Here is a 24,346-nt window from a genome sequence, read left to right as displayed (position 1 = left end):
TCCTTGTATTTATGTAGTACAGTTTATCGATTCGCATCAATCACGTCGAGCAAATCAGCAATCCATTCTCCAACTAAAGGAAGCGAGACCAACTGGCTCAAAATCAGGACGAGCAAAGCAATAAAGATCCCGGCGCCAATGGTTAGACCAACCCCTCTTGCAATTCCAGCGATTAAGTTGGACCTGATGACTTCTCTTTTATCCGTAAAATGAAAAGCGATGTCCTTCAACCGTCCCTTTGTTGTCATGTCTTCCAGTTTATCTAGCAGCTTCTCGAAGCGTTCGTTCTCCTCATGCCGCTTTTCATCTCCCCGGTGTTTGGGCGGGAGTTTTCGGTTTTCTGGTTCCTTCTTTAAACTCATCTCATCACCCCTTTTTTATACACGGCCGAAACAAATCCTCAAAAAAAAACCATCATCTTATAACGGATAATGTACTATAACCGGTTCTTGGGCCGGGCAAACATGGTTTTGCTTGAAGGAGTCGCATCTTAATCAGCTGAAAGTTTTTGCGGCTGGTCAGGGTGACGGGGAGTTTCGTTGAGATCTTGTGTATGTTTCGATTCTCAGGAGCATATAGAAAATGTTACAAGTAAGTGGAAGAACGGAGGGGGGAGCAAGAGAAAGCCAGGCCCATAGTTTAAGGACCTAGCCTTTGGCCAAAACCTAGTTCTTGTTTGTGCGGTTATGAGCACGTGCATCTGCCGCCTGTGAACGTTGCTCTGCTTCGATATCATCGGCATCCGCTAGCTCCTCGGAAAACTCGATGTCCAGGCCATCACTTTCTATTTCATTTTTAGGGGTTTGTGACAAATTGGCTTTGTTTTTGTGCTTGTTATTCCTTGATTGTCCTCTGGTCATAGTGGATTCTCCTTTCTGTTTTTTTACCATTCCGCAGTTTGTGGTCGATTATTCGTTTTACCTCACATAAAAAAGCTTGTTGGTGCAGAAACACCAGACAAGCTTTTCTCATCTTTGCCGTATAAGCGAAACCACGAATCCAATCAACCCGCCAACGATTGCAGGGATTACCCATCCAAAGCCAAGTGAGGCAAAAGGGAGTGACTGAAAAAGGTCAAAGCCCAGCCCCGCTTCTTGCAACCCGTCATTGAAACTGACAATTCCCGTGGGGGGGACGCTTAGCTGATACACTTCCCGACGACCTTGAGTAATCCGGTCGAGAAAGGCAAGAAAGATCAGTACCGTAATGATCGGATAAATAAAGACAAGCACAGGTAAAGAGAAAGCAATTAGCTGATTTAGGCCGATGTTGGCGATGGCGGCACTGAACAGTGTGAAACTGATGACGAGTGCCTTGTACGATAGCTTGGGCAAACGTTTATGAAAGTACGTCGCACACGATGAAATCAATCCAGCGGCTGTGGGGATACAGGCGAATAAAATGCTAAGCCCAAGGATAATGTTGCCATAGACCCCAAAGTATTCACCCGACACGAGGGAAAGAATCGCACCGCCATTTTCTTGATTTCCAATGTGAGTTGCACTTGTCGCTCCTAAGTAACCAAGCCCGAGGTAAACCCCGCCAAGACAAAGGGCTGCCACTAGGCTTGCTTTAAGCGTAACGTTGCGGATTTGCCGCGGTTCTGTGACGCCTCGGTCTTTGATGACTTTTACAATAATGATCGCAAAGACAAAGGAGACAATCGTGTCCATCGTCAAATAGCCCTCGGTCACTCCTCGAAACAAAGCGAAGTTTTCATAATCTGGACGGGGCGCTTGATAGCTCCCCAGAGGGCCAGTGAGAACACGAATGAATAAAAACAAAAGAATCGTTAGCAAAGCCGGGGTAAGGATCTTCCCAATACGATCGACAAACTTGCCTGGATGTAACGCAAGCCAGTACACCATCGCAAAAAAGGCAATCGTAAACACAAACAAGGCCAGATTCGTTGAAAGGGAGGTCGCTTCAACTAGAGGCATTATCGCAATTTCAAATGAAACCGTCCCCGTACGCGGAACGGCAAACAACGGGCCAACCGCTAAATAAGTGAGACTGGTGAGGCCTATCGCAAAATGCGGGTGAACGCGCCTGCTTAGCCCCTCAGCGTCATCGCTGTTCGCATATGTAATGGCCAAGACTCCGAGCAACGGCAGACCGACCCCAGAAATCAAGAACCCAATAATCGCAGGCCAAAAATTCGTCCCAGCCTCCTGTCCCAAAAGGGGAGGAAAAATCAGATTTCCCGCCCCGAAAAAGAGGGAAAAAAGCATCAAGCCAATAAAAACAATGTCTTTTGTCGATAACTTCGCTGTGCTCACAACTAAAAAACCTTTCTAGTCGGCTCGAACCTTTGCCTTTGTTCGGCCTCTCTCTTTGATCTATACAGCCAATTTTGTAAAAGGCATGATAGCAGAGTAGCATATTGCGCGGAATGTGTCGAATTATGGCTTTTAAAATAGCATGGGGAGGAGGAAGCGTGCTGTCTGATTCTTGAGTGAGTTGCGAATGATGGTAACGCCAAGAGCAAATAGGGTGGAGGAGAGTCAGAAAGGAAGGTGGGGAGAGTATGTACAGGCAAGGCCAGCAGCCTTACCAGCTTGCTTTTTTAACGCCTGGAATTTGGCCTTTGTAGGCAAACTCCCTAAAACAAATACGGCAACGTTTAAATTTACGCAGGACGGAAATGTGGGCGGACGCACTGTTCGCAGCGCGTGTACCTCTGCACGTCAAATGTTGGTTCGCGTTTTTGGTTTGCGATCATTGCTGTGTTTGTCAATATAAGAACACTCATGTCATTTTGGGAGAACAAGGTAGGGAGGGGAAGGAGAGAGGAGCCGCGGGATTAGCTCCGTCACCGCCGCCAAGGGAAATGAATCGGGCTAGAAGGCCTCACATTTCCCTCACATTCACGAGTTCAGACTGAATAATATAGCGGTCCGGAGCATTCCCAATATAGTCAAGAGGATAACACGTCGTTAACGTCAAGGTGGCCTCGTCTTTATCGACAATCACCGTTCGATCGTCGGCTTCGGTGACCCACAGATCTTGGACCACGTACTCGTAACGGTTCCCTTCGAACTCCATGAATAGAGAATCTCCCGCTTCCACTTCACCAAGCTCAGTAAAAACCGTGTCGCGATGGCCGCTCAATACGGTGTGGCGCTTTTGGTCGGGGGTGGTCGTCCATTCGCTCACGTACATGCCAACGCCCTGCTCAAGCGTGGCATCGTCGGCTCCCCAGTACGTCGTGTAGCCTTTTTCAATGCCTGGGATCACGAGGCGTCCGACATCGTTGCCCGTTTGATACGTGTCGACCTCGTTGCTCATGGTCGCTGGTTCCTCGCCTTTTTCTTCGGCTGATGGAGGTTGGCTAACAGGGTCTTCATCCATGGTTGCTTCCGGCTCACTCCATGTTTCGCTTTCCGCAAGCGATACTGTTTCTACGGCTTGGGAGCTTTGCCACCACTGAAACCCATAGTAACCTGACATCAACAGACCCATACACATGATAGCGATGTATACTTTATTCATACGTTCACCTCATTTAAAATAGGGAAAAAACCGCACAGACGCATGCGGCTTTTTTCGGGTAGCTTCCTTATGATTGCTGAGCAGTGCGTCTTCTGAACCAAAGCAGTCCACCAGCTGTCAAAGCTAGAGCCGCCCCGGAGAACGCGAGCAACGGGTTATTTGATGCTGTATCGGGCAGCTCTCCGCCTTCTTCCATCATCATATCATCATCCATTGGGGTGGCGTTGTTAAGGACTTCCTCTGGAACCGTGATCGCATCCACGCCATTAAAGTTCGAAACGGTCATGTGGAGGGATTGAGCCATGTTCATGCTCTCGCCTTCCATTTCAATATCCATGTCCATATCCATCATTAGTTCCGTCATGTAATAGGTGTCTTTCTCAATCGTCATTTCATAACGAACATCATTAAAGGTGATGCCTGCCAGTAACTCTTCCATCATCATAGACGCTTCGTCTCCGGACATCGCCATGTTGAGCATTTCTTGGGCAGCCTCCATTAACGTTTCCCCGTCCCCTTCATACGTCAACAGATAGGCATCGCCCGTGTCTTCAACACTCATCTCTTCTCCAAGAGCTTCCGCTTGAGCGACTTGGTCCCCGGCCATAGCCATTCCCATGAGCTCATCTAATCCTTGGGACAGCTCACCCGGCAACTTCATCCAGCCTTCCACCGGGTCCTCCTGGAAAAATCCTTCCTCCGTCCAGTAGGATTCAAGCGCCATGTCTTCCCCTTCAGGCATTGATGTTGTGACCACTTGGTGCATGGCAAAAGGATCGAGTGTGATGTCTTCCTCTGAGTGCATCGACATTGTCATCGGTTCTCCGTCCATCAAGTCCGGCATTGTCATCTCCATCTGCGTTTGACTGGAATAACTTTGAAGGCCGAGCATCGCTTCATTGGACTGTTGCAAAATTTCCGAAGCGCTCATTTCTTCGGCTGAAACGTGAGCAGGTGCGGCAACGGCGAATAAAGTAATAAACGAAAGAGGTGCGGCTTTCTTTAACATCAAAACACTCCTTGAAAATGGAATTGAGATGAAAAGAGGTACGTTCGTTTATGTAAGGATCATTGCTGTAACATGTCGTCCTCTATCAACTCTATGAATCTATATCCCCGTTTTCGACGGAATGAAACATATTTCCTGCTTTTTCTATGAAGTAGATAAAAACTTTCAAAGGATCGTGTCCTTTTGTCGAAAAGTAAAGCAGAATTTAAGGGAGTGAGTGAAAAAACAGTATTCATGCATCTCATCCATATGAAATCGAGGGTGCTAAATTAGAGGAGGGAGAGAAAAAGGCCACGGGGCCCCGTCGCCTTTTTCATTAACTTATTTCCCTTCCAGCACGTCAACCACGTCTTTCAGCGTGTCGCTTGTTCCCACGTTTCCGGGAAAGACTACATAAGCCACTGCAGGGAACTTGCTTTCTGCACCTGTTTTCCAAACGGGAATGCCGGGTTTGATTTGTCCGGCGACTTCTGCGCGCTTGACCGAAAGCCCGGTCGTTCCAATGCTGGAGGAGGTGATGCCGCCCTTGGCTACAATGTAATTCGGACGCACGCGTAAATCGTGCACAATGCTTGTGACCGCGTCCGAGATTTTGACTGAGAGCTGCAGCTCTTCTTCTTCACGGTGATCGCCTAAGTCTAGGCGCTCTCTACGTGTATAGAAGACAACGGATTGACCTGCTTGGATCTGCTTTTCGCAGGATGTACGAACGCGCTCAATCTCTTGTTCGAATTTTGCCGGGTCGAGCACGAGGTGGACATCGAATTCAATCCCGGTCACGAGCCCACTATCAAGCAGCGCACACAGCTGGTCGGTGGTCTTTTGCACATGTGAACCGACAACAACAAGTCCGCCGTGTTCGCTGTCTTCGGTGATTAGCTCTTCTCTTGAAAGCAGTAGCTTATCTTGGATGCCTCCCATCACTTTCGTTAACGCTGAGGCACTGCGGCAGAGAAAGGTTTTTCCTTCTTTCAATGCTTGCAGGAAAGCGGTGACGAAGACCTCGACATCGACATAGTCAACGGCGTTCACAACGACTTTCTGGAAGTTGCGCGCTTTCATTAGTTCGTCTTTAACCCAGGTTGTGTTCGCTGAACGGAGATCCTCAAGGCTAATGTAGATCGTTTCCTCTTTTGAATACGCCCCGTTGGTTTTCTCTTCAATCCATTCGCCCAAGTGAGAGGACGCAAATCCAAAGGTACGGTCGTTGGCAAACTCTGTTTCTCCTGCAGGTACCAGTTCTTCTCCGGTTTGAACGAAGTGGACGTTATCGATCGTGAGACGGCCTCCTTCTTTAAAGAAGGGCATGAGAATTTCTCCGTCAAACGTGGTGTTGGACTGTTCTTCAATCGTGGCTCGCAACGTCTCGGTCTCTAGTGGATAATGCCCGCGTAAGGTGGAGTCGCCGCGACTGATTAGCACGTAAGGCATACCTTGTTTCTCGGAGACTTCCTGGACGCGGCTGGCGATGTCTTGGTGAACACGAGTCGTCTCTTTGACAGTGAAGCCGCGCGAGTTCGTAAGCAAAAAGAAGATGCGGTTGTCCTCGCGAAAGCCTTGAGCAATGCTTTCCTTGGTCCAATCTGTATAGACGGAGACCCCGTGAACCGTCTGGACGCCGGTCGGGTCATCATCAAGAACGACAATCTTGTGGGGAAAGCGTTGGCGTTCGTTTTCGAGCTTGGCTTGGACATCGGAACGGTTCAATGCCTTTAAGTTGGCTAACCGTTCAGCTACTTGTGTTGATTTCATTCCTATTTCTCCTCGTGTCACTTCGACATTGGCAAGTTTTTCATAGTGGTGAACAATGCTTGCGTGGTCAAGATCATCTTTTCCGTCTGCTTTGAGGGCGTGGAAAATTTCGAGTAGCTGGCTTGAAAGCGGGAGTGGAACCGCTAGTTCGTGGGCCGTGTCCATCACATTGGTCAAATCCTTCCTGTTAATGTCTACGCGCCCGCCGGCTTTGAAATTGCGGTCGAGGATCATTGGGACTTTTGCGTCCATCACCGTGCTGCCCGCAAGCCCGCCACGAATCGCTTCGTACATTTTCTCAATGTTGATGCCGGCTTTAGAAGCGAGCGTCAGCGCTTCGGATACAGCAGCGATATTCAAATTGACGATAATCTGATTGGCGAGCTTGGCCGTTGTTCCGCAGCCGGACTCGCCGACAAGAACAATGTCGGTTCCAAGGTCATGAAGGATGCCTTTCACCTTTTCAAAAACAGCGGCCTCTCCGCCGACCATGATCGCAAGCGTTCCGTCGATGGCTTTTGGTTCTCCGCCGCTAACGGGAGCGTCGAGAAAATGGACGCCTTTTTCTGCGGCATGGGTGGCCATTTGCTTCGAGTCAACCGGAGATACGGAGCTCATGTCGATGATGATCATTCCTTCATGAGCCGCTTCCATCACGCCGTTGATGCCAAAGACGGCTGCGCGTACATGCTCCCCTTTAGGAAGCATCGTAATGACGACATCACTGGCGGCCGCTACCTCTTTTCCGGAAGCAGCGGGGGCCGCGCCTTCCGCGGCAAGCGTGTCAACCGCTCCTTGGTTCAGGTCAAACACCGTAACGGCGTTTCCTTTTTTGATAAGATTGCGTGCCATAGGCATGCCCATAATGCCAAGTCCAATAAACCCAATTCGTTTGTTCATGTTGTTCCACGTCCTTTATCTAGTACATTATAATCCTGGTAAAAATCCTTGCATTAGGCTGAGCAGATAGACAGCGCCGAGTGCGGTTAGCCCGGCGATAAACCCGCCCAAGCTCCAAACTTTTAGAGTTTCCACCATGGACAGGCGCCCAAACTTGTTGACGACCCAGAAACCAGAATCGTTTGGGAGGGAGAGACCAATCCCTCCTGCGCAGATCGCAAGTCCAAGTAGGATCGGCGATGTGCCGAGTTCTGCGGCCATTGGGCTACTGGAATCGCAACGGTGGTCGATGTTGCCGCCATGGCATAAGGCGAGTTCTTCACGCCAAACGCCCGGATCATCGCTGAAGCAATTTTTTCAATCGCCCCTGAAGCGGCAAGAAACTGACCGAAAATGATGCCGAGTCCAATGAGGATTCCAACGCCGGCCAATGTGCTTCCGAAGCCATCCGCAATAACAGTCGGTACTTCTCGGACAGGGATGTCTGATAGTAAGCCGATGCCAAGCGCAACTACTAGTAAGGCGATCAGAGCATCCCATTTGAATTTAATAATCAATACAAATAAAAGGATTAGGGCAACGACAAACCCTATTATGACATGATTTCCCTACCCGGTTAAGTAAGAAAGTCCAGTGCTGGATGAGGATTCAACGTGGTTGAGGCTTAATGAATTCTACGATCTCGCGTCTGCCCCCCAAGTTGACGAATTGGAAAAATGATTGTTAACTTTAATTATATTAAGGTTAACGAAGGGAGGGGTTTGATGAAACGATATGTGTTCGAAGCGTTCCTGCTTGGGGCGGGTGTGAGTATGCTTGCGCTGTTTTCGCAACTAACCATCCCTTTGCCTCTCGTCCCGATTACCGGACAGACGCTTGCTGTTGGAATCGTTGCCGTTGCGCTTGGGAGTCGAAGGGGCGTACTGACAGTCTTGAGCTACATCGGTCTAGGGGTAGCGGGTGTCCCCGTTTTTTCAGATGGGGGGAGCGGAATGTATGTGTTGCTGGGGCCCTCTGGTGGGTATATATGGGGCTTCTTACCTGCAGCACTTGTGATGGGACTGATCGTTGAAAAATGGTCGCCACGCGTTGGCCCGGCGTTTGTGGCTAATCTCCTTGGCATGGGGATCACACTTTGTTTCGGTTTTGTTCAGCTTATGGTTGTACTTCAGTTGGAGGTGATTTCGGCGCTTCAGTCCGGGGTCTATCCGTTCCTTGTTACAGGCATTTTAAAGGCTGGACTGGCTGCAATCATTGGTGGCTGGCTAAAAAGTTTCTTGTTCAAGGGAAAAGGAGAAAGTGTGCGTACACAAGAAGGGAAAACCAAGAAGGACCTACCAAAGAGAAGCCTACCCTAGCCAGCGGTGTTGATGGCACATGATGAATAAAGGGTCAGCATCGGATGCTCACCCTTTAGATGCACTGTAAGGCTTCACCTAACCCTGGAGCTGGTTTATAAAATTATAAGCAGAAAGTCTTTCGTGTTGTTGCGCTGGCAGACATTGATGTAGAAGGTCGGTATGACAACCTAGTGGGATACGGCAAAACTTGCTTGTGTTCCTGAAACAGACAGGCCTTAGCGAGAAGCAATGTGTGAAAGACGGGACGAGGAACAGGTAGATGCAACTTCAGTCTTTTAAAGAGGGAGTGAGTGAAGAGTTGAGCTGGCTCTCTCGGTGTTGTCAGTGACAGAAGCGCCAAAATGAAGCGATGTCACTCAAAGTAAGAGACTGTCTGAATTTGCATTGCAGTAGAAACCATGCAAATTGCAATAGAAGAATAATAGTACAAAAAGAGAATAATGGAAGCTGTGAGAGCTGACGGCCGCGCTTGATAGAATTTCAGATCCTTATTTATGAAAGGTGATAGCTGTGAAAAGCCCGTCAAAAGCACCTTTGAGCGAGACCGTTGTCAAACGAAGAGTCAATTTGCCGTCAATTTATTACGAGATTTGTCGGATGTTCTACTAAATTGTAATCTAATTGTAATCTTATTAAAAAGAAACTGTGATGTTCATGCTTTAGATTAGGACGTGGGAAAAGCTAAAGCATACATACGTTATGTTTAATTTTAAATTTATGGGGGAATAATATAATGTTTAAGGCAAATGTTAAGAAACTAGTTGTTCGTACTTCTGTACTCGTAGGTCTCGCAGCTTCTGCAACACTCGCAACAAACGCTGAAGCAGATGCAAGTGTGGATATGAGCAAAGTCAATGACAATTCCAATCAATCCGCTTCTACAGAATCAGATTCTACGGAAACGGCTCAATCTAGCAATTCTTCTAATGAAAATACTTCTTCACCAGTTGTTCGCAGAGGCGACAGCGGTTCGGCCGTTCAAAATGTACAAGCGAACGTTGGCGCAGCTCCAGACGGGGTCTTTGGTCCAGAAACTGAAAGCAAAGTTCGTGCTTTCCAAGCGGAGAATGGGCTTCCTGTCACAGGAGTTGCTGCTGAGCTAACACATGCCGCATTCGATGGACAAGCTTCGGCTCCGGCTTCCAATAATGCAACGTCTACAACAGAGGATACTGTTTCTGCTTCGGAAGATACCGCTTCTGTATCAGAAGGTTCATCATCTGAAAGCTCTTCTGCAAGCACAGCTTCTGTGGAGCAAACGCAAGAAGTTAGCACTCAAGTTGCTGGTGCGCAGGTATCAAGTGGAGCTTCTGGAGACGTACTTTCTACAGCTAGAAGTCAAGTAGGCGCGCCTTATGTATGGGGTGGGACAACTCCAGCTGGCTTTGACTGCAGTGGGTTCATCAACTACGCGTTCGCAGCAGACGGTGTAAGCCTTCCACGTACAGCGCAAGGCATTTACAACTCTGCGTCTACCGTTTCAAACCCAAGCCCAGGAGATATCGTGTTCTTCGAAGGTACGTATAGCACAAGTGCGCATATTACGCACGCTGGAATCTACCTTGGCGGCGGAGACTTTGTTCACGCAGCATCTAATGGCGTAGAAGTTTCCAATCTTGATAACGTATATTGGAGCCAGCACTATGTAGGTGCAGGCGCAGTCAACTAAATTCAACCAGCTTATAACCCCGGATCTTATGAGGCTCATAAGATCCGGGGTTTTTATTTGTTTCAGTAGTAGAACTTTTAGTGGGAAGTTGTGTAAATGCAGGTGGGAGAAACTTTTGGTTTGAACGTTTTTAGGGTATGGTAAGGATAAGCATAAAACGCAAGGCTATTTCTTTCTGGATGTGTTCAACATACGGTTAAACTTTGAGGGGGGAATAGAATGATTGAATTGGTCACAGAGCTGTTTCCGACAAGCGAGGGGTTGTCCAGGTCGACAACGAAAGCACTGGAACAAGTCCGGTCGGCGCAGGAGGCGGGGGTCCAAGCAATGGTTTATGTGCCTCATTTTGCCCGAGATAATTCAAGCACATATGGAGACGCTCTCCTAAACCAGGTGGAGGAATTTCAAGCGACTTTACAACAACAAGCGATTCAAATGGAAATCCTTGCAGGGCATACACTTTCTCTTAGGGAGGACTTGCTCGAAGATTTAAATAAGGGACAAGCCTTGTCTTTGAATCAATCGTCTTACGTTTTAACGGAGTTCGATCATGAGACTTCGTTTCGTAAGGCGGAAAAGGCCGTTTATGCTTTTTCCATAGAAGGCTACATTCCGATCATTCTCAGGCCAGAGCAGCATCCGGTGTTCTTGAAGGATCCCGATTTGCTCTATCGCTTGATCAAACGAGGAGCGCTCGCTCTCGTAGATGCCGGTAGTCTGGCAGGGGGAAACGGCAAAGCTGTTAGGAAGTTTGCCGAGCGGTTAGCTGAGAATCATCTCGTACATTGCGTGTCCACCTTTTCTGAGAGAGTAGAGGATAGAACTCGGCTCTACGCAAGGATAGAAAAACCTGCCGCTAGCGCCAGGTTTCAGATATTAGAGCAAAACACCGAAAACGTTGTAAGAGGAAACGCCATTCATATAGAACAGCCGCAACATTTGCTAAAAAAGCGATTCAGCTTTTTTTAGCGGGTGTAAACCCTCTCCGTTTGCAGAGGGTTTTTTAAGTTTAATGCAAAAGAAGAGTGCAAAGCTTTTGACTGCTTGTCTGAATTGATGTATAAATAAAAAGTTGGTTTTGTTTTAAATTGCTAAAGGAGAGAAGAGCATGCTTAGTTTAATGCAGGATGATGTGCTGAAGGAAGCTTATGAAGAAGCCATTGAGAGCAAGCTGGATCCAGGTTTTATTAGCATCCTAGAAGAAGAGCTCGTGAATCGACTCATTTTGGTATTGTGAGAGAATAGAAGTGTGATTTCACTACGGAGCTGATTTTTTAGAAGAAGATTATAGATGGTAAACTCTTTCTAGCATTTTCCCAAAGAAGACTCACTTGAAAAGCACTCGCTTTGAGGTGAAATGGATGACGAGTCTTTGTCTTTGACGGAGGGAGGGATTTCGTGGCCATAACAGCGATTGCGCATAGAGGCTATTCGGCAAAGTATCCGGAAAATACCCTGTCCGCGTTTGAGGCTGCGATAGAGCTGGGCTTTTCCCATATTGAAATTGATGTGCATCTTAGCAAGGACAGCGTTCCTGTGGTCATGCATGATAAAACGATCAACCGAACAACAGACGGCAAAGGGTTGATTAACGCTTACACGCTGGCGGAATTAAAGACACTTAGGGTAAAGCAGAAGGAGCGCATCCCGACCTTGCTGGAAACGCTCGAACTCGCGCGGGGGCGAGCGTCTTTGGCGATTGAACTTAAGCAGGAAGGTGCTCTCTACCCGGGGCTAGAAAAGAACGTTCTTCACGTCATTGAAGAGACGGGGATGGCAAACGATGTGTATATCCAATCATTTGACCATGAATCGATTGGCAGAGTGAGGGAACTTTCAAACGATGTTCAGCTAGGATTGATTAAAAAAAACGCTGGTTCAAGGCTTCTTCCATATATGAGGAAAGTCGGCGCAACCTTTCTCGCTATGAACTATCCATATCTGACGAGGCGTTTTGCCAGAAAGTGTGAACAGGAAGGCATTCAGTTAATTGTTTGGCCGATTGATGGGAAAAAGCGAATGTTAACAATGAAAAAGCATTATCCGCAGGTTTGGTGCACGGTGAAAGATCTAGACGAATTTAAGAAGTGGTACATCTAAAGAAAATCACTTGCTAAGGATTCGCCTTAGCAAGCGATTTTTGTCTAGCTCCGGCAGGTAGAAGCGTCGAGATTTTTCAGTCCTGACCCGAAATCCAAACCCGGATTTCTAGTCCAGGCCTTCCAAAATCCGCACTTCTTGGCGACCCGCCTGCGCATTTCGGTATTGCGTTATCTCCTGTCCTTCGCCAGGCGAATGCCGCTAAATTGCCAGCGTTTATCTGGGTGGAAGAAATTACGGTAGGTTAGACGAATATGGTTCTCTGGCGTCGCGCAAGACCCTCCACGTAACACGAGTTGGTTGCTCATGAATTTGGCGTTGTACTCGCCAAGGGCACCGGCTGGTCGAGCGCTTTCTGGGTAAGGCATATAAGGGCTCTTTGTCCACTCCCACACCGTGCCAAAGGCAGAAGTCCCTTCGCTCATGGTCGGCTGAAGTTCAAAGGAATCTAGAAACTGGCCGCTGGAAGGATCGTTTTTGAAGGCGCACTCCCATTCTTGTTCGCTCGGAAGACGACAGCCTGCCCATCTAGCAAACGCATCCGCTTCATAATAACTTACATGCGTGACAGGGTCATGGTCTCTAACGGGCTGTAAGCCGCTAAGTGTAAAGTAGTGCCAGACACCGTCAATTTCTTCCCAGTAGAGAGGCGCCTTCCAGCCTTCTTCCTTCACGGTGCTCCATCCGTCTGAAAGCCAGTGTTCGGGAGTTGTGTAGCCGCCATCGCCTATAAACTCTTGAAATTCCTTGTTCGTAACCGGACGCAAAGCGATGGAAAATGGATACAGGTACTCTTTATGAGCGGGACGTTCGTTATCAAAGGAGAAATTCTCCTCATTGGTTCCAATCGTAGCCAAACCTTCCGCAATACTGGTCCACTTCATTTCAGAGACGTCTTCGACGGTGTTGAGTGAATGCACTTCTTTTTGAAAAGCAGGGTAGAGCGGATTGATTGAAAAGTTATATTTAATGTCTGTGATGAGAAGTTCTTGGTGCTGCTGTTCGTGCTGAAGACCAAGGCGAATCAGCGAAAGAATCTCTTCGCTAATCACCTCATTTCGCCTAAGAAGGCTCGTGATTTCTTCATCCACCGCTTTTCGGTACGCGAGAATGGTGTTCACGGTCGGTCGCCCGATTAAGCCGCGTTTTGAACGAGGGAAGGGCTTCCCTAAGGTCTCGTAATAAGAATTAAAAAGCTTTTTCGCCTCTTCTAAATAGTAGTTATACCCTGAACGGTATTTCGTCAGAATGAACTCCTCAAAAAACCACGTCGTGTGAGCCAAATGCCATTTCGGTGGGCTGACATCCTCCATCGCCTGGACTCCGAAGTCTTCAATTTCTAGCGGTTCAATCATCTTCATTGTCATCTTGCGCGTATGGACATAGTCTTCTAACAGTTTTTGCTGAGGGGCAAGTGAATGCGTGGCCGGCATCAAAAAACACTCCTTTGTTAAAGTAAGTGCCTTTCTCATACCCGCAAACGTAGAGATCAAAACGAAAAGGGGCGTTAATCAAACGTTTAATTAATGAGTGAAAAAAGCTAGTCGCTGATAGGCTCTTTTTAAAACTAGGTTTTGATGGCCGTATGAGATTGCTAGAAAGTGGCCATACTTGTCGTAATACCTTTTCAATCCATAGATTCATAGGCTTGGATTGTTAATAGTCGGAAGGAGTTAGATGAGGATGAAGAATCGATTACGATCGTTAGTATTGATGACAGTGATCCTATTTGTCGGAGGGCTTTTGCTTTTTCCCACAGCTGCTGAGGCGGCCGAGATGGGAGAGGTCGACACACAAACCTCTTTAAATGTCCGCTCAGGACCGAGTGAAGAGGCAGAGATCATTGGAAGTCTTTTGCCTGGGGAGAGGATTGAATATATTGATCTCGGAAATGGCTGGGGCCAGGTGACTTACCGTGAGCAGTTAGGTTTTGTTAGCACCGCATATCTGAGTGCGGGGGCGAATGAGCGGAAACCGCAGAAGGAAGAAACCAGCGATCATTCAGAAACTGAACAGGAAAAAGAGGAGTCTGAAGAACGCTCAGAAAAAGTGAACCAGATTGTTTTAGACCCGGGTCACGGGGGCAAAGATTCTGGCGCAATCGGCCATTCCCTGAAAGAGAAGGATGTTGCCTTAGATATCTCTAAACGAGTGGAAACGATGCTTACAGACAAAGGATATGAAGTGTTGCTGACGCGAAGTGACGATGTTTTCATGAGTCTTGAAGAACGAGCGGAGCGTGCGAATCGTTGGGAGGGCGATTTGTTCGTGAGCATCCATGCGAATGGCTTCTCAGATGCATCCGCCAAAGGAATTGAGACGTTTTACAGCGTTGGCAGTAGGGAAGGAGAACGTCTGGCCAGCCGAATACAGAATCAATTAATCTCTGAAACCGCGAATGTCAATCGAGGGGTGTTTGAAGCGGACTTTGTCGTTTTACGTAACACCCTCATGCCTGCTGTGCTGGTGGAAACGGGCTTCGTTTCCAACGAGAGCGATGCGACACTACTAAAAAGCGATGAATACAGAGAGCAAGTCGCTACCGCTATTACAGCAGGGATTCTAGACGATTAGTTCGGTTCTAAGTTTCTTGTCGGTTATAGCTGTGTGGATTTTTGGGGGAATAAAGAACTTTTCCCGGGAAATAGAGGAATGGTGTCGAAATCATGAGGCATGCAAAAACCCAAAGGGAACGTTGAATGCATGGTCGGTTTCAACGCTATGTTCGCTAACCGTTTGTCCTCCTTTATAGGAGCCTTAATTTCCCCTAGTAAACGAAGAAGAAGACTCCCCCAGTTCTTCTTTTCTCTTAGTGACCTCCCTCCCGCAAGGAAAGGTCACTCCATATCTACTCTTAAGGAAGTAGCAGCACTCGATACTTGTTCAGAAGCGGCATTGATTTCTTCAACCCCAATCAGGAGGTTCTTAACTTCAAGCGTAACCGTTTCGTTAAGTTCCTTCGTTTGGTTAATTGAGCTTTGAATGGCGTCGAACTGCTCATTTGTAGCGGTGGCGAGCTGTTCACCTTCCTGAATTGTGACCCCGACGCTTTTGATCGCTTCCGTGACTTCCGCCATCTGCGAGGTGGTCTCTGAGGTGAGGGCCTCGATTTGTTTGGTGGCTTGCTGTGTTTCTTCAGCGAGCTTACGAACTTCCCTGGCGACAACAGAAAATCCTCTTCCCGCTTCTCCTGCTCGAGAGGCTTCAATCGAAGCGTTAAGTGCGAGCAAATTCGTCTGCTTGGCTACAGCGCCAATGATCTCGACGATTTTTGCGACTTCTGTTGTGCGCTCCTGTAAGGTACGTGCTTTTTTGGTAATGCCAAGGATATGTTCATGAAGTTTGCGAGAATGCTGCTGCTCGTTAACATGGGATTGACCTCGTTCGCAACGGCTAGTCGCCTTCTTCGCCTGATCTAGGCCCTCTTGTACAACAGCATGGATGGCTCGAAATTGGTGCTTTACCTCATTTAAGCTAGCGGTTGTTTCCTCGGAAATGGCAGCTAAGTTCTCGGATGCGTCGTTCATCTGTGTTAACACTTTTGTACGTCTCGCTAATTGCTCTTCTAGCTTTGCTCGATGGGCCTTATCGTAGACCTCAAGCACAAGCTGTGTTTCAAAATTAATGATCTTAGCGGTCGCTTGGACGAGGGCAAACTTTTCCTCCAAGGAGAAATGGTCGTCTTGCTGTATGAAACAAAGCAAGCTATGCTGGAGGTTTTGAAACGCAGCCAGATACCAGGTCGTTTCCAAACCAATGCGTTCATGTGCAAGAGCGATTTTCTCTCGTTTGTTCACGAATGCTTCATTCAATTGCCCGGAGAATAGCTCAAGAATATGGACGTTAAATGTTTGTTTTAATCGTTCGACGCTTGAATGAGCTTCTATAATGGCGAGCAGATGAGGCTGATGGGTAATCGTGTCATAAAAACGAGTCGTTATGGCCTCAAGGTGTTCAGTGATGAAAGGCTTTGCCTGCGCGAGGACCAAGAGGTCATGGGCAGTGAGCTCAATCATTTGCAGTTGAGTTCGCGCACGCTCCGGAGGTTGGAATAGCACGTCTAGGCTACTCGTGTTCTTCGTTTTTGGTTGTTTTTTTCTTATAGGCCATGTAATCATCAATCATGCTCCTTCACAAATCGTCTACTACGTATATCGGCTCTATTTAAGTATTGATGAACGAATTTCATAGAAAAAGAGAATGGAACGAGTGATTTAGGACTGTATTTGTTATACAATCTTACTAATAACGTGGTCAAAAAGCGAAGGAGGTCGACGTGGTGAAGCTTCGATCAACCAGCACAGAAGTGAGCCAACGAAGAGGGTCGGCAGCTATTTTTCGCTGGTCTTTTTGAACATCCTTTACTAGATGATTGATATGAAGCGTACACGCAGGTCAGGGAGGAAAAGAATGCCGTATCAACTCAACGAGAAGTTTAAATTATTTACCGTTAATTCAAACCCGGCTGTCACCGAGGAGATCGCTGAAATCCTTGGCTGCGAAGTCGGGAGAAGTTCGGTCAATCGTTTCAGTGACGGGGAGATTCAAATTAATATTGAGGAAAGTGTTCGAGGCTGTGAGGTTTTCATCGTCCAGTCCACCTCTCAACCGGTTAACGAACATGTAATGGAGTTGCTCATATTGGTGGATGCTCTGAAACGAGCGCATACAGGAACCATCAATGTCGTCATTCCTTACTACGGGTATGCGAGACAAGATCGAAAAGCACGTGGGAGAGAGCCGATCACAGCAAAGCTCATCGCCAATCTCTTGGAGGAGGCTGGGGCAACGAGAGTGATCACGGCCGATCTGCATGCACCGCAGATTCAAGGGTTCTTTACGATCCCAGTTGATCCACTAGAAGGAATCCCCATTCTCGCTCGTTACTTTGAAGAAAAACAGCTCGATGAGATCGTTGTTGTTGCTCCCAATCACTCAGGTTTAGCAAGAGCTCGGCAGTTGGCGGAATACGTCCATGCACCTATTGCTTTCATTGATAAGCGGCGCCCGGGTCCAGATGAAGCCGAGTTTCTCAATATTGTCGGTGAGGTGGAAGGCAAAAACGCAATCATTATTGATGATCTTATTGACACAGGATTTACAGTTACTCAAGCAGCTTTGACGCTGAAGGATTACGGAGCAAGATCCATTTATGCGAGCTGTACGCACCCTGTATTGACAGCGAAAGCTCTTGAGCTGTTGGGAGAGGCGCCGATCACAGAGATTGTGGTTACGAATACAATCGAACTCCCTGCGGAGAAACAGCTAGCAAACATGACGATTCTTTCGATAGCACCTTTACTCGCAGAAGCGATCCATCGGGTGCATAACAGGGAGTCTGTGAGTACGTTGTTTGAGTGACAAGAGAGGGTTCTTAGATCCTTGCGATTGTAGCATCCCATTCGTTTGGCAAAAAGCGACCTTGACGGATTCAGTCTTGGGTCGTTTTTTGTTGAGCTCCTGACCAACCCGCCTGCGCTTTTCGGATTGTCTAGCTCCGGCGAGTAGAAGCTCGGGATTTTTCAGTCCTGGCCCGAAATCCAAACCCGGGATTTCTAGTCCAGGCCTTCCAAAATCCTCGCTTCTTTTCGACCCGCCTGCGCATTTCGGTCTTGTCTAGCTCCGGCGGGTAGAAGCTTCGAGATTTTTCGCCCTAACAACGAAATCCAAGAGCGGGATTTCGTTGTTAGGGCTCCAAAATTCTCGCTCCTGACCAACCCGCCTGCGCTTTTCAGTACAGGAATGCCGCAAACTTTGAAAAAGGGTAGAGGAAATCCGACAGCAATGTAAAAACTTTTCCAGAAACAAGGCATTTTGCTACAAGCCCTTTATTTAGCGCGGGCGAGTGTGGTAGGGTGTACAAGGGATCGTCAGCAATGGCGGGTTCTGATTCCACTCGAATTTATAGAAAGAAATAAGGATTACGCCCTCCGTTCATGAACTGGAGGGATCAATTATAGGAGGCTCTTACAGATGAAAAAATGGAAATGGCTTGTTGCAACATCAGCGAGTGCAGTAGCCTTGGCAGCTTGCAGCGGCGATGATACGAATGAGGAATCTGAAGGAGCGAACGAAGGCGGCGAGGAATCCGCAGAGGAGATTCTAACGCAGTCGATCGAAACAATGGAGGGGCTCAATAGCTACTCTGTAGAAACGAATGCCACACAAACCATGGACGTCGAAGGGGAAGAACAACAAATGGAAGAGAGCATGTCCATGGACCTTATGCAAGATCCACTTTCCTTTGCACAATCCGGAACAGGTCCAGACCCAATGACCGGAGAACAGGGTGAAACCCAAGAATTTTTCAAGGACGGGACCGTCTATTCGCAACTAAACGGTGAATGGATCAAAGCGGATGGAGCAGAAGTGGGATTGGAAAGTGAAGAGGATCTGCCACGCCCGGCAGAAGGGCAGGCGGATATGTTGCTTGATCATATCGAAAGCTTTTCCGTGGAGGATGATGGCGACCGTTATGCGCTAACAGCAGAAGGATCTGGTGAAGACCTTCAAGCTCTTGCGTACATCCTTGCAGGCATGCAACCACCACAAGAGGATGAGGAGGCCGAGAACGGAGAGGGCGAGGAAGAGCAACAGCAGCAGCCTCCACAACCTGAATTGGCTCTCAATCAGCTGGATCTCGTTCTCTATATTGATAAAGAGACGTACCAGCAAGAAGAGATGGATATGAACATGGATGTCGACCTTGTACAGGGAGAGCAAACGATGGCAACGACGCAATCCCTCCAGACCACCTATTCTCAATTCGACGAGGTTGAGGAAATAGAAGTTCCCGAAGAAGCGCTAGATAACGCTATAACGATGGAAGAAATGCAGCAACAAATGCAGGAGGAACAGGCGCCTGAATCTGGGGAAGACGAACAATCCCCTGAGACCGAGGAAGACCAAGCACCTGAATCTGAAGAAGAGGAAAATCCTGAAGCTGAGGAAGAAGAATAATACGCAGGGAAGCCCTTCAAGCTATGCGGCCTGAAGGGCTTTTTTTGTCTAGCTCCAGTGGGTAAAAGCTCAAGATTTTTTGCCCTGACAACGAAATCCAAGTACAAGAGTTCTAATGTCAGGTCTCCAACATTCTCGCTTCTGACCGCCCCGCCCCCGCTATTCGGTGTTTGCTTCAAGAAAAAAAGATCATGTTGATCCCGCTAAGTGCCACAATACACCCAGCAATCTGCTTCACTCGTTCCTGAGAGACACGGTCAAACCAGTACATACCGACACGAGTGCCAAGGCTAACGGCCATCGCTCCGAAAAGAAAGTAAAGCCAGAAGTTTCCACCGAGATCTCCATTGACAGCATGAAGCGTCACGGTAACCAGTGCCGTGATAACAAACGTTGCTTGCAAATTGGCGGTATAGGCGTATTTATCCTTGCAGACGAGCAGCAGATAAAAAACGAAAAAAGGACCACCAACCGCAAAGACACCGCCAACAACGCCTCCACTATAGCCAAGAAGCAAGGGAAGCCATTTTGAATTCGCTAACTTAGGGTTAGTTGGTCGTTTGTTAAGAAGAAGATAAGCGACCATACCGATTAAAATAAAGCCCAGAAATTGTCTAAGAAAGGACTCATCTCCGTAATTCGTTAGGATGAAGAAAGCACTCAACCGACCAAGGAGGGCGGCGGCTAAAATATAAAGCAAGACATTCTTGTCAAGAGAGCGCCACGATTTTAATAGAACGATGGCTGCTACAATAAGAGAAAGGGCGATCACTAAGAGTGAGCTTTGCTTTAACGTAAATAGAAACGGCAGGAAGCTCATTGAAAATAAACCGAAGCCAAATCCACTTACGCCTTGAAGGGCACTGCCCATAAATAAAATGAAAAAGATGATGACAATATCTAGAATCATGAGGCGAAACGACCTTTCTTGGTCTTTTTTTGCGTGGCGAACGTACCTATTATATCACAGCCGTTGAAACAAACATTGCACGGAAAGGAAAAGGCCAACGTATAGGCATAATTCAACAAAAGTTAAAGAAAAAATCCAACGTTTTGCAAGAAAAAGTTGCGCATCAAATGAGGATGTCTGCTATAATTGATTAAATTGAAATTAATTATATAATTCAGAGAGCGGGGTGGGGAAGAAAGGGGAAATTTCATGAATATCTTGAGGTGCTACGTTCATACCTTAACGGTAAAGAATGGGGAATACTCATCGGCTAAAGATACATAATAATCAAAAACGGCTGCTAAACGGAGTATAAAAGCCCAATTTGGCGATACGGTGATGTCACAGAAGATTACGATTCTATACACCAAAACCAGTCCGAAAGGGGGAATTTTTGGCTATTCAGGCAGTTTGATCTATTTTTCTACTATTGATATGCTAGGTGAAAGCTAGAGAAATGGGATCACGAAAAGGGCATGTTGGGAAAATAAATAGCGGGTTTTCGTGATGACAAAAATAGGGGGAACGATACTTATGAAAAAGTTAGGACTTATCTTTGCGCTTGCAGGGTCAACAGCGCTTTTAGCGGCATGTGGGGGAGAAGAAGCTGCTGGAGACGAAGAGAACGGCGAGTCCGGCGGGACCATTCAAGTGGGGGTTGCGAATGAGGAGCCTTATGGGTACTTAGATGGGGATACCGTGACAGGTGCGAGTCCTGAGATTGCTAGAGCGGTATTCCAAAAGATGGGTTACGATGATATCGAGGGCCAAGTGGCTGATTTCGGCGCACTCATCCCAGGATTAAATAGCGGAAACTTTGATGTTGTTACGGCGGGCATGGACATTCGGGCTGAGCGTTGCGAGAATGGGAATTTTGCCGATATTGAAATGCAGTACGGGGAAGGAATCGCTGTAGCGGCTGGCAACCCGCATGATCTTCATAGTTATGAAGACATTGCTGATAACCCTGACATCCGCGTAGCCGTTATGACAGGGGCCAATCAAATTCCAATGCTCGAAGCTCTTGGTGCAGAGCAAGAGCAGTTTGTAACGGCCAATGACATCCCAAGTAACTTGGCTGCGGTTGAATCCGGAGAAGCGGATGTCATGGTGGCGACAGATGCAACCGTGAATAGTGCTGTACAAAACTCTGGCTCAGATGCGGTTGAGTTTGTCGAAGATTTTACGCAACCAGTCATTGATGGCGAAGATCAAACCGCCTACGGTGCAGTTGTTTTCAACTATGATGAAGAAGGTGAAGAATTAAAGGAGCAGTACAATGAAGCCTTGCAAGAGTTAAAGGATTCTGGAGAACTTCTAGAAATTCTTGAAGAGTTTGGCTTTACGGAAGAAAACCTGCCGCCGGAGGATATTACAACAGAAGATCGTTGTAACGTTGAAGAAAGCTAAATAAACACCTTTTGGGTGGAATGAAGCATGGTGTTGCGTACGGCTTCCCATGCTTCTTTTTATTCCTAATCAAGGAGATGTTAGGCCAAGGAGTGATGAAATGTTTACAAATTTCTCTGAGTTTGTGCCTTATCTATATCAAGGCTTATCCATAACCGTGCAAGTATTTGTAGTAGGAGCACTCATCGCCTATTCGATTGCTTTTATCGCCGGGATCGGAAGGACCTCTCAAAACGCCTGGATCCGAACCATAGCGACGATCTTTGTTGAACTGTTCCGAGGCACATCCTTGCTTGTGCAAATGTTCTTTTTTGCGTATGCGTTGCCGCTAATTGTTCCTGAATTATCGATGTCCACCTTTATGGCAGGTGCACTTGCGCTTGGGTTAAATTATGGTGCGTATGCATCCGAAGTGGTGAGAGGAGCGATTCATTCGATTTCTTACGGGCAAACAGAGGCAGCGATTTCTTTAAATATGTCAAAATGGCAGCGAATGCGACTCGTGATATTGCCGCAGGCGGTTCGGGTGATGTTACCAGGTTTTGGGAATAATTCGATTGAACTTCTAAAAGGCACATCGCTCGTCTACTTTATTTCACTGGCAGATATGACGTTTCAAGCCAACGTCCTTCGCGGAGGGAATACCGCACTTAGCAGTCAGGTTGAGATCTACACATACCTACTCTTTGCATACTTCCTGCTTGCATTGCCGCTAATTCTGCTTGCGAGATGGTTGGAGAAGCGCTCGTCTAAAGGGGTGAGTACATCATGAACACGGCGTGGGACTGGGAATTTGCGTTTGAGATTTTTCCTGATATTATCGGTGCGATCGGTACAACCATTAGCGTAACCGTGATTGCCTTTTTGATTGCACTCATCGTTGGGCTCATTCTAACACTGCTCCGGCGTTCGAGCTTTAAGCCTTTGTCGTTACTGACGGCAGGCATCATTGAATTTGTCCGAGCTACGCCTCCGCTTGTACAGCTGTTCTTTGTTTTCTATGCTACCCCACTGGGTGGTTTTGAGACAGGGGCGATTGTTCTTGGGTTGCATTACAGTACGTATATGTCAGAAATTTACCGATCAGGGATTGAATCCGTGGCGAGAAGTCAATGGGAAGCAAGTAGAGCATTAAATTTCTCTACGGGCCAAACGTGGAGAAAGGTGATTCTTCCGCAGGCGATACCGCCGGTCATTCCAATGCTCGGAAACTATTTGATTGTTTTATTCAAGGAAACGCCATTGCTTTCAGCGATATTCGTTGTAGAAATGATGAATGTGGCGCAAGGGATCGGGGGCAATACGTTCAGGTATGTAGAACCAATCACGATTGTTGGTTTCTTATTCCTTGTTCTTAGCTATCCATCCGCTCTTTTTATTCGCTACCTTGAGTGGAAAGTCGGCTCGTTAAACGGAAACAACAATGTTCAGCAAAGGGGAGTGAAGACATGAGTGAACAAACGACAGAACGTTCCTCTGAAAATCAGCCAAAGATCGATAACCCAATTGTTCGCTACCGCAACGTGAACAAAACGTTTGGCGAGACGACTGTGCTTAACGATTTAAACATCGATGTAGCCAAAGGGGAAAAAATCGCCCTCATCGGTCCTTCCGGTTCAGGGAAAACCACGATTATCCGTATGCTTATGACATTAGAGCAGCCAACGGAAGGGACAATTGAAGTGGATGGTGAAATGCTCTGGCACAAAGAAGTGAATGGAAAATTGGTGCTAGCAGATGAGAAGCATTTGCGCAAAGTGCGCGGAAATATCGGCATGGTCTTTCAGCAGTACAATCTCTTCCCGCATATGACGATCATGAAAAACTGTATTGAGGCACCGATTCATGTGCTTGGGATTAGCAAGCAAGAAGCGAAGCAACGCGCGACAGAAATGCTTGAGAAGGTAGGGCTCGCTGACAAAGCCAATGCCTACCCGTCCCAATTATCAGGGGGACAGCAACAGCGTGTGGCGATTGCGCGATCGCTTGTGATGCAGCCGAAGGTGATGCTTTTTGATGAAGTCACCGCAGCGCTCGACCCTGAGCTAGTCGGAGAAGTACTTGAAGTCATTAAAGACATTGCGGCTGAAGGGGAAACAACGATGATGCTGATCACGCATGAAATGGACTTTGCACGTGACGTTGCGGACCGAGTGTTTTTCCTGGATAACGGGAAGATCGCTGAGTACGGGACGCCAGAAGAAGTCATTGAGAATCCAAAAACAGAGCGACTGCAGTCATTTTTGGGAAGGTTTAATTCATAGTGATGGCATTGGGGCTAGCCTTAGTTAGGGCTAGCTCTTTTTAGGTTTTTCGGGGACGGGGAGGAAGAGGCGGCTAGCCATAGAGTGGGAATCTGTGACGCATTACTTTGAGGAATTGGGTTTTGGAGTAGCACTGATCTAGAAGGTGTTAACGTCAGAAATTGCACGCAAATTTCCAGAACAAGAACAGGGAGAAGAGGTGGCAGCAGCATTAAATCTCCTCGCGTGCTCGTATCTGATGTACTCGTGATCAAAGGCTTTCTTTTCGTGGATTAACTTGAATGTGCGTGAGAGCTCCCGGATGAGAGAGAGGAGCATGGATGAGAGAGAGAATGGACTTCTGTCAAGAAAGTGTACACTTTTTTTGATATCTATGTTGAGCAAACTCCTACCGCACTTTGTTTGGTTGGGCACTAGAAATGATAAATCGGAAATCGCGACTGATCATTTCTAGTGCCAATGGTTAATTTATGAGATATC

The 24,346-nt window shown here is 47.3% G+C and carries 22 protein-coding genes and 3 pseudogenes; 12 read left to right on the top strand and 13 right to left on the bottom strand.

Features of this window, described 5'->3' with window-relative positions; all coding sequences use genetic code 11:
- Nucleotides 1-23: 23 nt before the first annotated feature.
- The 10 genes and pseudogenes from AVZ68_RS15890 to AVZ68_RS20755 all read right to left on the bottom strand — a co-directional run.
- The gene (locus AVZ68_RS15890; protein ID WP_059105559.1) at nt 24-362 is read right to left on the bottom strand and encodes a DUF5665 domain-containing protein; all 339 of its coding nucleotides are present in this window, start codon (nt 360-362) and stop codon (nt 24-26) included.
- 303 nt (nt 363-665) lie between these two features.
- A complete protein-coding gene (locus AVZ68_RS15885; RefSeq protein ID WP_059105558.1) occupies nt 666-860 on the bottom strand; it encodes a YfhD family protein in 195 nt (64 codons plus the stop codon).
- Nucleotides 861-968: 108 nt separating this feature from the next.
- Nucleotides 969-2,279 (bottom strand): branched-chain amino acid transport system II carrier protein, encoded by a 1,311-nt coding sequence (gene brnQ / locus AVZ68_RS15880; protein ID WP_082676706.1) that lies wholly within the window; start codon nt 2,277-2,279, stop codon nt 969-971.
- Between the two features lie 271 nt (nt 2,280-2,550).
- Nucleotides 2,551-2,722 (bottom strand): annotated as a pseudogene (locus AVZ68_RS19955) (type Z 30S ribosomal protein S14).
- Nucleotides 2,723-2,850: 128 nt separating this feature from the next.
- A complete protein-coding gene (gene srtD / locus AVZ68_RS15870; protein WP_059105556.1) occupies nt 2,851-3,492 on the bottom strand; it encodes a class D sortase, LPxTATN-specific in 642 nt (213 codons plus the stop codon).
- A gap of 67 nt (nt 3,493-3,559) precedes the next feature.
- Nucleotides 3,560-4,501: an LPXTG cell wall anchor domain-containing protein gene (locus AVZ68_RS20765; protein WP_059105555.1), complete on the bottom strand. Its 942-nt coding sequence runs from the start codon at nt 4,499-4,501 to the stop codon at nt 3,560-3,562.
- A gap of 321 nt (nt 4,502-4,822) precedes the next feature.
- Nucleotides 4,823-6,253 carry a four-carbon acid sugar kinase family protein gene (locus AVZ68_RS15860; protein ID WP_059105586.1) on the bottom strand — a complete coding sequence of 477 codons (1,431 nt, stop codon included), beginning with the start codon at nt 6,251-6,253 and terminating at the stop codon, nt 4,823-4,825.
- 9 nt (nt 6,254-6,262) lie between these two features.
- Nucleotides 6,263-7,153, bottom strand: a pseudogene (garR, locus tag AVZ68_RS19950) (2-hydroxy-3-oxopropionate reductase); the annotation flags it as partial.
- Between the two features lie 27 nt (nt 7,154-7,180).
- Nucleotides 7,181-7,414 (bottom strand): GntT/GntP/DsdX family permease, encoded by a 234-nt coding sequence (locus AVZ68_RS20760; RefSeq protein WP_245628156.1) that lies wholly within the window; start codon nt 7,412-7,414, stop codon nt 7,181-7,183.
- A 66-nt stretch (nt 7,415-7,480) separates the two neighbouring features.
- Nucleotides 7,481-7,710: pseudogene (locus tag AVZ68_RS20755) on the bottom strand (GntT/GntP/DsdX family permease); the annotation flags it as partial.
- A 207-nt stretch (nt 7,711-7,917) separates the two neighbouring features.
- Here AVZ68_RS20755 and AVZ68_RS15850 point away from each other — a divergent pair.
- From AVZ68_RS15850 to AVZ68_RS15835, 5 genes are all read left to right on the top strand, one after another.
- Complete coding sequence (locus AVZ68_RS15850; protein WP_157404685.1) at nt 7,918-8,511, top strand: biotin transporter BioY; 594 nt, start codon at nt 7,918-7,920, stop codon at nt 8,509-8,511.
- 736 nt (nt 8,512-9,247) lie between these two features.
- Complete coding sequence (locus AVZ68_RS15845; protein WP_059105553.1) at nt 9,248-10,183, top strand: C40 family peptidase; 936 nt, start codon at nt 9,248-9,250, stop codon at nt 10,181-10,183.
- 219 nt (nt 10,184-10,402) lie between these two features.
- On the top strand, nt 10,403-11,152 hold the full coding sequence (locus AVZ68_RS15840) for a CpsB/CapC family capsule biosynthesis tyrosine phosphatase (RefSeq protein WP_059105552.1): 750 nt from the start codon (nt 10,403-10,405) through the stop codon (nt 11,150-11,152).
- A gap of 139 nt (nt 11,153-11,291) precedes the next feature.
- Nucleotides 11,292-11,420, top strand: a complete 129-nt coding sequence (gene sda / locus AVZ68_RS19945; protein ID WP_082676702.1) for a sporulation histidine kinase inhibitor Sda — start codon at nt 11,292-11,294, stop codon at nt 11,418-11,420.
- A gap of 161 nt (nt 11,421-11,581) precedes the next feature.
- Nucleotides 11,582-12,283 (top strand): glycerophosphodiester phosphodiesterase, encoded by a 702-nt coding sequence (locus AVZ68_RS15835; protein WP_059105551.1) that lies wholly within the window; start codon nt 11,582-11,584, stop codon nt 12,281-12,283.
- Nucleotides 12,284-12,453: 170 nt separating this feature from the next.
- Here AVZ68_RS15835 and egtB read toward each other — a convergent pair whose 3' ends face one another.
- Entirely contained in the window at nt 12,454-13,716 is a 1,263-nt protein-coding gene (gene egtB, locus AVZ68_RS15830; RefSeq protein WP_059105550.1) for an ergothioneine biosynthesis protein EgtB, read from the bottom strand.
- Nucleotides 13,717-13,966: 250 nt separating this feature from the next.
- Here egtB and AVZ68_RS15825 point away from each other — a divergent pair, with 250 nt between their 5' ends.
- Nucleotides 13,967-14,857 carry an N-acetylmuramoyl-L-alanine amidase gene (locus AVZ68_RS15825; RefSeq protein WP_059105549.1) on the top strand — a complete coding sequence of 297 codons (891 nt, stop codon included), beginning with the start codon at nt 13,967-13,969 and terminating at the stop codon, nt 14,855-14,857.
- A gap of 263 nt (nt 14,858-15,120) precedes the next feature.
- Here the strand turns inward: AVZ68_RS15825 and AVZ68_RS15820 are convergent, their stop codons facing one another.
- Entirely contained in the window at nt 15,121-16,401 is a 1,281-nt protein-coding gene (locus AVZ68_RS15820; RefSeq protein WP_059105548.1) for a globin-coupled sensor protein, read from the bottom strand.
- Nucleotides 16,402-16,693: 292 nt separating this feature from the next.
- On the opposite strand from AVZ68_RS15820, the gene AVZ68_RS15815 reads away from it, so the two are divergent.
- Together AVZ68_RS15815 and AVZ68_RS15805 are read left to right on the top strand one after the other, a co-directional pair.
- Nucleotides 16,694-17,644 (top strand): ribose-phosphate diphosphokinase, encoded by a 951-nt coding sequence (locus tag AVZ68_RS15815; protein ID WP_059105547.1) that lies wholly within the window; start codon nt 16,694-16,696, stop codon nt 17,642-17,644.
- Nucleotides 17,645-18,256: 612 nt separating this feature from the next.
- A complete protein-coding gene (locus AVZ68_RS15805) occupies nt 18,257-19,243 on the top strand; it encodes a DUF6612 family protein (protein ID WP_059105545.1) in 987 nt (328 codons plus the stop codon).
- A gap of 175 nt (nt 19,244-19,418) precedes the next feature.
- Here AVZ68_RS15805 and AVZ68_RS15800 read toward each other — a convergent pair whose 3' ends face one another.
- Nucleotides 19,419-20,153, bottom strand: coding sequence for a sulfite exporter TauE/SafE family protein (locus tag AVZ68_RS15800; RefSeq protein ID WP_059105544.1), 735 nt, complete (start codon nt 20,151-20,153; stop codon nt 19,419-19,421).
- A 573-nt stretch (nt 20,154-20,726) separates the two neighbouring features.
- On the opposite strand from AVZ68_RS15800, the gene ehuB reads away from it, so the two are divergent.
- From ehuB to ehuA, 4 genes are all read left to right on the top strand, one after another.
- Nucleotides 20,727-21,602: an ectoine/hydroxyectoine ABC transporter substrate-binding protein EhuB gene (gene ehuB / locus AVZ68_RS15795; RefSeq protein WP_059105543.1), complete on the top strand. Its 876-nt coding sequence runs from the start codon at nt 20,727-20,729 to the stop codon at nt 21,600-21,602.
- A 100-nt stretch (nt 21,603-21,702) separates the two neighbouring features.
- Nucleotides 21,703-22,374 carry an ectoine/hydroxyectoine ABC transporter permease subunit EhuC gene (ehuC, locus tag AVZ68_RS15790; protein WP_059105542.1) on the top strand — a complete coding sequence of 224 codons (672 nt, stop codon included), beginning with the start codon at nt 21,703-21,705 and terminating at the stop codon, nt 22,372-22,374.
- The gene (gene ehuD / locus AVZ68_RS15785) at nt 22,371-23,054 is read left to right on the top strand and encodes an ectoine/hydroxyectoine ABC transporter permease subunit EhuD (RefSeq protein ID WP_059105541.1); all 684 of its coding nucleotides are present in this window, start codon (nt 22,371-22,373) and stop codon (nt 23,052-23,054) included. Before ehuC ends, ehuD begins: the two co-directional genes overlap by 4 nt.
- Nucleotides 23,051-23,866: an ectoine/hydroxyectoine ABC transporter ATP-binding protein EhuA gene (gene ehuA / locus AVZ68_RS15780; RefSeq protein WP_059105540.1), complete on the top strand. Its 816-nt coding sequence runs from the start codon at nt 23,051-23,053 to the stop codon at nt 23,864-23,866. The genes ehuD and ehuA overlap by 4 nt, the downstream gene beginning before the upstream one ends.
- Nucleotides 23,867-24,346 lie beyond the last annotated feature (480 nt).

Origin of the sequence: Shouchella shacheensis (assembly GCF_001484965.1) — a bacterium.
Classification (GTDB): domain Bacteria; phylum Bacillota; class Bacilli; order Bacillales; family Bacillaceae_D; genus Shouchella; species Shouchella shacheensis.
The sequence above is the reverse complement of the archived record's forward strand: the minus strand, read 5'-3'. Positions and strand labels throughout refer to the sequence as shown.